This is a genomic window from Burkholderia sp. JKS000303, from assembly GCF_002563755.1.
GTDB lineage: Bacteria > Pseudomonadota > Gammaproteobacteria > Burkholderiales > Burkholderiaceae > Burkholderia > Burkholderia anthina_B.
This window is the reverse complement of the sequence record NZ_PDBZ01000003.1, coordinates 1148743-1155763: the sequence shown is the minus strand read 5'-3', so window position 1 is coordinate 1155763 and position 7021 is coordinate 1148743. Positions and strand designations below refer to the sequence as shown.

The window sequence follows — 7021 nt, the reverse complement described above, 5'->3', positions numbered from 1 at the left end:
ACCCGGAAGTCAGCTCATGGTGGCCGGCGGCGCGCTGGTCATCTTGCCGGCGATTCTCGGCTACAACGCGTTCGCCTACTGGGTATTCCGCGGCAAGGTCGGCACTGCCGGCAGCAATTGACCCATGAGCAACCTGACGCAGTTCGCCGCCAACGTCGCAGGACGATGCGCCGCATGGGCTACGCCGCCGTGCGCCCCAGGCGCGCCTGGAACGCGCACGCGGCAACGCGCCACGTCCGCGTGCCGTCTGTATGTCGCATCGCTGCTGCTGTTCGCATTGGCCGGCGGCCTGCTTCACCTGCTTTTCGCCCTGATTTTTCGACTGTAGTGCCCGTACGCATGACAACCATTCGCGCAACCGCGCCAACCCTGGGTCCATCCGATATCCGTCCGGAAACGGCACACCGGACCCGCCTTACCAGGAGTATTGCCATGAGCGCACCTGCCAACTTCAACGGTCAGCGCCCCGTCATCGACCCGAACGATACGGCGATGCTGTTGATCGACCATCAGAGCGGCCTGTTCCAGACCGTGAAGGACATGGAAATGACTGTCCTGCGCAATCACGCGATTGCGCTGGCCAAGATCGCCACGCTTTGCAAGATGCCGGTGATCACCACCGCGTCGGTTCCGCAGGGTCCGAACGGCCCGTTGATCCCGGAAATCCACGAAAGTGCGCCGCATGCCACCTACGTCGCGCGCAAAGGGCAGATCAACGCATGGGACAATCCCGACTTCGTCGATGCGGTCAAGGCGACCGGCCGCAAGACGCTGATCATCGCGGGCACCATCACCAGCGTCTGCATGGCATTCCCGGCCATCTCCGCGGTCCACGAAGGCTATAAGGTCTTTGCCGTGGTCGACGCATCGGGCACCTACTCGAAAATGGCGCAGGAAATCACGCTTGCCCGGGTGGTTCAGGCCGGTGTGGTGCCGATCGACACTGCTGCGGTCGCTTCCGAACTGCAGCAGACCTGGCATCGCCCCGACGCCCAACAATGGGCCGAAGTCTATGGGATGATTTTCCCGCCGTACCGCCTGCTCATCGAGAGCTACCTGAAGGCCCAGGAGGTCGTGAAGAACAACGATCAGCTCGACTCCGAACGGGCCTAACCCGATCGGCCGAGCCGGTCCGCGCGGGCGGGCCGGCTCCACCCGCTCCTTCCTGATTCACGGGCCGCCCCCGAATGCAGCGGCCTCGCCCGATACTCACTCCGGCCGAATCAACAGGTCGTTCCTGACTGCGGCGACGCCACTCACCGAGCTCGCTACCGCGGTTGCGATTTGAGACTGGGCGCTATCCGTCACCGAGCCGCGCAATACGATTGCACCGTCGCGCGCAACGACGCCGATGTTGGTCGCATTCAGCCCCTTGGCACTCCCGAGCGCGCGTACGACGGCCTTCTGAAGCCGGCGATTGGCGGCCCTGATTTCCTTCTTGCCGGGCGTGACCGCCGGCGGCGCGATACTGGAACCGGCCGGCTCCGACTGGGCCTGGACATTCGCCGCAACGGACAGCGCGGTCGCCACGTAGAGCGACAACAGGGCGTGACTGGTCTTCATGTCTGATGTTCCTGTTTTCGTGGCCCGGTGCCGGGCCACGATCGAAATGATTAGAAAAATTTCCGGATACCGACCGTCCCGCCGAACGTCGTGCCCGCGGTGCCATACAGCGCCCCGATCATCGACAGGCCGGTATTCATTGCCCCGTGATTGTTGACTACCCCGCATTGCGCATAGAGGGTCGTGCTCTTCGACAGGAAATAGTCGGCGCCCACGGCCGCCATGACGGAGTGATTGGTCGTATGGTTGCGATCGCTCGTCAGCCATACGCCTCCGTTGATACCCAGCGTCGGCGATGCGAACCAGTTGATGCCGCCGCCGAACACATCGCTGTCGAACGAGCCGGCCACCTTGAAGTTGACGAACGACGCCTTGGCGGTGAGCGAGCCGAATTGATAACCAACGCCAATCATGCGGCCATCGAACTCGACATTGGTCGGCACGGGCGTGCTCTGCGCACCGCCGGCATTGCCGCTGTAAAGCGCGGCGTTCACCGTCAGTCCGCCGCGCTGGTATCGGACACGCGCCGCATACTGCTTGCCGGAGCTGAAATCGCCCGGCTTTCCGCCAAACGCGAACATGGTGCTGACAGTCAAGCCGTAAAAGGTCGGGCTCGTATACGTCACCGCGTTGGGATTGAAAATGCTGGTTCCCAGCACCGTACCGACGTAAATGGTTGCTTCGCTGCCGAACAGCGAGAGATCGCGCGGATCCGAATCGTAAATTGCCTGAAAGAACGGGGAAAATTGCAACCCCATTTTCAGCTCGCCGGCAGCGCCCGACAGCGCAATCCACGATTCGCAGCCGAACAGGTTTCCATTGCAGTGAAACAAGCTGCCGTCCGTCGCACTGATGCCGCTCTGCAGACGAAACTTCGCCTTCAATCCGCCGCCGAGCTCTTCGACTCCCTGCAAGCCGAACTGCGAATAATAGCGACCGCCGTCGATCATCGACACCTGGCTTCCATCGTTGAGACCCGTGACGGGGTTACGCGTCTTGTTCGTATAGAGCATCGCCACGTCAACCACACCGAATAGCGTGACACTGCTTTGAGCGTACGCAGGCGCGCATGCGGCAGTCGCCATCAGACAGCCGGCAAGCCCCAGCGAAATATGCTTTCTCGCTGACATCATCATCTCCGTATCTTGTCGCCAACCAAGCGACAATGATTTGTTATCCTGATCTTTTTAAACACTTGCCGGTCCGGATCGACCGAACAACTGGCGCCGGCTTTCGTACCGTCAGGATCTACCTGGACGGCTCGGTAGCGCGATCCGGCATCGCGAGCGCCCGCTCAGTAGCGGCGAATCGGTTTCGTCTCGAGCCACGGATAGCGGCCCGTATCGTCACCCGCATAATCCGGATCCAGATAGACGTGACACCGCTGGATCCTGAAATCGCGAATCTCGAACACATCGCACCAGCGCCCCGCGTGCGTGGCACCTGCCTGCCAGGCCGCACCGGTTTTCAGGCTGCCGCTCGACAGCCCCTCGACGCACACGAGATCTCCATGTTGAATGACGGTCAGACACGAAGTCTCGTGCGAGACGCCGGCCAGGATCGTCATGAGATCGCTGAACAGCTGACCGATTTCCTCCTTGCCGCGTGCGATGCCCCACTTCGGAAAATACATTTGCGCGTGGTCGTCGAACAGATCCAGCAGGTTGCCGCCCCGGTCCAGCCGCCTGAAGTACTCGAGCGCGATCGCCTTGCGTTGCTCATCGTTCATTGCCTTGATCTCCATCTCCGTCTCCTTTAGCTAAAAATTCTCTTCCCGTTTAAATACATATGCATTCCTTATCAATTTCAATAAAACAATCCGTTCAAATTTCTCCGCTCGGAAAGCGCCGTGCTTCTTTCATGCCAGGACAGCTACGTATCGAAAGGTTCAACCAACGGTTTCGTCGTGCGCACCTGGACTCGGCAGGGTCACGGCTCGGTGAACAGCGGCGACATGTCGGCCACCGGTGACGGCTTGAGCAAAACATGGGCGACGTCCATCAACACCGGAGAAAGTTCGTTCAGCAACGACTTCCATGTGCCAGGCCAGGACTGCACCATCTGCCGGGCGACCCAGTCGTCCACGCTCGTCAGGTGCATATAGATACGCGCCCGGTTCAGCGGGCCGACCATCACATTGAATGCACCCAGCAAACCATCGGCAAACGATGCGTCGTCGGCCAGCCCCCGTTGTGCAAGCGCCTGCCAGAACCGCGGCACGCCGCCTGCGCGGAAGGTCAAGGTCGTCTCCACGACCACCGCGCGTGGCGCGGACACCGGTATCGGCGCCCCGTTCCCCGGCAACCAGTCGTTGCCGTTGCCCCACATCGGCGTCGCCCGATCCATGCCGGCCGGCACGAGAAATTCGTTTTCCTGGCGCAGGATCATCGGCCGGACTCGCGCGAAATAGGCGGCCAGACGCGTATCGCCGGGCAGGCCGCCCAGCCGCGCCTGCCAGTCCGCGAAGTCGTCGTAGCGATACAGACAGACGACCGACTCGGGCATGCCCGACACAGGCGCGAACGCGCCGATCACACGCTGCAGGATCGGGTTCAGCCCGTCCGCACGCAGCTGCTGTGCGTCCCAGAAATCACTCAGCATGCCCGGCTGCAGCGTGTAGGTACGGCGTTCGATCAGCATCGGTTTCTCCACTTTTCGGCGACGACGCCGCTTGTTACAGGGGATCCGCGCCTTCATACGCGCATTCCAGCAGCGCGCGAACCGCGTGCCGCTCGATCGGACGAGGATTGGGATAGGTCTTTTCGACAATCAGGTCCGCCGCACGGTCGATACCGTCGCGCGGCATCCCGATCTCGCGCAATGACCGAGGCGCATCGAGTGAGTCGATCAGGCCGCGCAGCCCGGCGATCGCGTCCGTGGCACCGATCGCCCGCCCGACACGCTCGAGCGCATGCGCAGCGTGAGCCGCGTTGTAGCGCAGCGCATACGGCAGGATGACAGTATGGACGTCGGCATGAGGAAGACTGAACGTTCCGCCCAGCGTATGGCATATCTTGTGATGAATGCCCATCTGCACATTGCCGAGCACGGTTCCGCAGAGCCACGCACCGTAAAGCGCATCGCCGCGCGCGCCGACGTCGGAAGGCGACGCGTACAGGCGCGGCAGCGCACTCGCGAGCGCACGTATCCCCTCTTCGGCCATCAGGCTGTATACCGGGCTGCCATCGTGCGCATACAGCCCTTCGACGGCGTGCGCGATGGCGTTCACGCCGCTCGTGACGCTCAGCTTCACCGGCAGCGTGAGCGTCAGCAGCGGGTCATACACGACGCAGCGCGGCAGTACACGCCAGTCCTTGCCGGTCTTCTTCACACCCGCTTCGGTCATCCCGTAGAGCGGTGTCATTTCGGAGCCCGCATAGGTCGTCGGCACCGCGATGATCGGCAGATCGGCTTCCAGCGCAATGGCCTTCGCGAGGCCGATCGTCGACCCGCCGCCCGCCGCGATGCACACATCGGCGCCTGACGCCCGCATCACCCGGACCGCCTCTCGCGCCACCTCGACAGGGACATGCATGACCGCCTTGGCCAGCACGCCCGCACTGCGCTTTCCGAGCAGATCGTCGATACGATGTCCCAACTCCGCCTGTTCGGACGTCGTAATCAGGAGGGCCCGAGCGACGCCCAGCGAGTCCAGAATCCCGGGAAGGGTTTCCAGGCTGCCGCTGCCGAACACGACCCGACCGCCGTGGTTTTCATGGTTGAACGACTGCATGATGTGATTCCTGCTCAAAGGGGTATCCGGCGCGCGACAGGATCATGTGCCGAGCGTGCGTCTCGCATAGTCGATTTCCGCATCGCGTATACCGTGCTCGGTCGCCGGACCAACGAGCAGCGTGACGGCAGCGCCGGCCGCTTCGAACAGGCCCGCCGACCGGCGAACGTAGTCCACCGGGACATGAGGATCGTGCTCCCAGGTAGAAAACAGCGCCGGCATGCCTGAAAAATCGCACGCAGCCGGAGCGCGCTGCAGTTCGGACGGCCCGATCAACGCGCCGGTAAAAGCAATCAACGCACGGTATCGCCGCCGGCTGCGCCACACGAACTCGCTGCACAGGCAGGCACCTTGCGAGAACCCCATCAGCACCTGTGATGCATACGGGACGCCCTGCCGCTGCAGCCGCTCCGACAACGCGTCCAGACATGCGAGCGCGTCGGAAAGACGGGGCTCGTTCAATTCGACGGGAACCAGAAAACGCTCCGGGTACCACGATGCGCCGTCTGCCGTGGGTGCCCGCCATGCAAGGTCCGGCCGACCGAAACGGCGCACGACGTGATCGTGCATCCAGTCCGCGGACTGACCACGCCCGTGCACGAGAATGACCGCGGTCTCGGCACGATCGGCCGGCTCGCCGTAATCGGTCACCGGCTGTTCGAGATGTGGATTCGTCATGAGATCGACACTTCCAGACGATCGCAGCAGGTGGCACATCGCCACCCGGCCTGCTTCGCCTTTCAATAATTGAGGGCTTCCAGCGATTCGAGGATCACCGCGCGCTGGCTTTCGAACTGCGGCGCAAGCTGCACCGTCTGCCCCATCTTCTCGTACGGTTCGTCGACGAGGAACGCATCCGGCTTCGACACGGTCGCCTCGAACATCGCGCCACTCGGGGTGCGAACGTAGATCGATTCGAAGTAACCGCGGTCCTTGCGCTCAGACGTATCGGTAAAGCCAAGGCCTTCGAGATTGGCCTTGACCCGGTCCTGTACCGAGCGGTCGGCCACCTGGAACGCGCAGTGATGCACGATTCCCTCGCCGTAAGTCCAGCTCGCCTGCGTCATGTCCGGTTCCAGCACGTAGTCGACAAACTTGCCGGAGCCGCCGTCGCCGAACGCATAGCGCGCGAACTTGCCGTCCCTCCCGACCTCGTGCGCCGACCAGCCCTGCTGCATGAATTCCTGCGAAGCCTCCATGTCGCGCACGTTCACACCGATCGTATGCAGACCACGAATAGCCAACTCGGCCGGCACGTCGCCGTTCGAATAAGGCTTGCGTGCGTCGTCGGCGATGCCGATCAGCTCGTACGGGATGCCGCACGGATGGGAAAACGACAGGACCTGTTCGCCGAAACGTTCCGAACGACGGACCTCGAATCCGTGCGCGGCGAGCCGTCGTTCCCAGAACGGAATCGCCGATTCGGGAACCGACAGCGACAGACCGCCGATCTGCCCCGCGCCACGCTGTCCCTTGCGACCGAAATGCGCGACCGGAAAGCAGGTAATCAGCGTGCTTTCCTCGCCGAGATCATTGCCGTAATAAAGGTGATAGAACGGCGCCATGCCGTCGTAGATGAGCGTCTTCTTCACGCTTTTCAGCGACAGCACCTTCGTATGGAAGTCATAGTCCTGTTGCGCGGTACCGACGCACAGCGTGATGTGATGGTGGCGCATGATCGCCTGGTTGATCTGGGTCATGTTTGTCTCCTTCATGGAATCGAAT

At 62.4% G+C, this 7021-nt stretch carries 9 protein-coding genes; 2 read left to right on the top strand and 7 right to left on the bottom strand.

Annotated features, from left to right (window positions below):
* Positions 1 to 124: 124 nt before the first annotated feature.
* Positions 125 to 328: a hypothetical protein gene (locus BX604_RS33170; RefSeq protein ID WP_098555007.1), complete on the top strand. Its 204-nt coding sequence runs from the start codon at positions 125 to 127 to the stop codon at positions 326 to 328.
* 104 nt (positions 329 to 432) lie between these two features.
* Positions 433 to 1113, top strand: coding sequence for a hydrolase (locus BX604_RS33165; RefSeq protein WP_098555004.1), 681 nt, complete (start codon positions 433 to 435; stop codon positions 1111 to 1113).
* Positions 1114 to 1209: 96 nt separating this feature from the next.
* Here the strand turns inward: BX604_RS33165 and BX604_RS33160 are convergent, their stop codons facing one another.
* From BX604_RS33160 to BX604_RS33130, 7 genes are all read right to left on the bottom strand, one after another.
* Complete coding sequence (locus tag BX604_RS33160; RefSeq protein WP_098555001.1) at positions 1210 to 1563, bottom strand: BON domain-containing protein; 354 nt, start codon at positions 1561 to 1563, stop codon at positions 1210 to 1212.
* A 50-nt stretch (positions 1564 to 1613) separates the two neighbouring features.
* Entirely contained in the window at positions 1614 to 2693 is a 1080-nt protein-coding gene (locus tag BX604_RS33155) for a porin (RefSeq protein WP_098555248.1), read from the bottom strand.
* 164 nt (positions 2694 to 2857) lie between these two features.
* On the bottom strand, positions 2858 to 3307 hold the full coding sequence (locus tag BX604_RS33150) for a nuclear transport factor 2 family protein (RefSeq protein ID WP_098554998.1): 450 nt from the start codon (positions 3305 to 3307) through the stop codon (positions 2858 to 2860).
* 185 nt (positions 3308 to 3492) lie between these two features.
* On the bottom strand, positions 3493 to 4203 hold the full coding sequence (locus tag BX604_RS33145) for an NIPSNAP family protein (protein WP_098555245.1): 711 nt from the start codon (positions 4201 to 4203) through the stop codon (positions 3493 to 3495).
* A gap of 34 nt (positions 4204 to 4237) precedes the next feature.
* Positions 4238 to 5296: a maleylacetate reductase gene (locus tag BX604_RS33140; protein ID WP_098554996.1), complete on the bottom strand. Its 1059-nt coding sequence runs from the start codon at positions 5294 to 5296 to the stop codon at positions 4238 to 4240.
* A 42-nt stretch (positions 5297 to 5338) separates the two neighbouring features.
* Positions 5339 to 6040: an alpha/beta hydrolase gene (locus tag BX604_RS33135; RefSeq protein ID WP_257146487.1), complete on the bottom strand. Its 702-nt coding sequence runs from the start codon at positions 6038 to 6040 to the stop codon at positions 5339 to 5341.
* The gene (locus tag BX604_RS33130) at positions 6037 to 6996 is read right to left on the bottom strand and encodes a VOC family protein (RefSeq protein ID WP_098554991.1); all 960 of its coding nucleotides are present in this window, start codon (positions 6994 to 6996) and stop codon (positions 6037 to 6039) included. The genes BX604_RS33135 and BX604_RS33130 overlap by 4 nt, the downstream gene beginning before the upstream one ends.
* Positions 6997 to 7021: the final 25 nt, after the last annotated feature.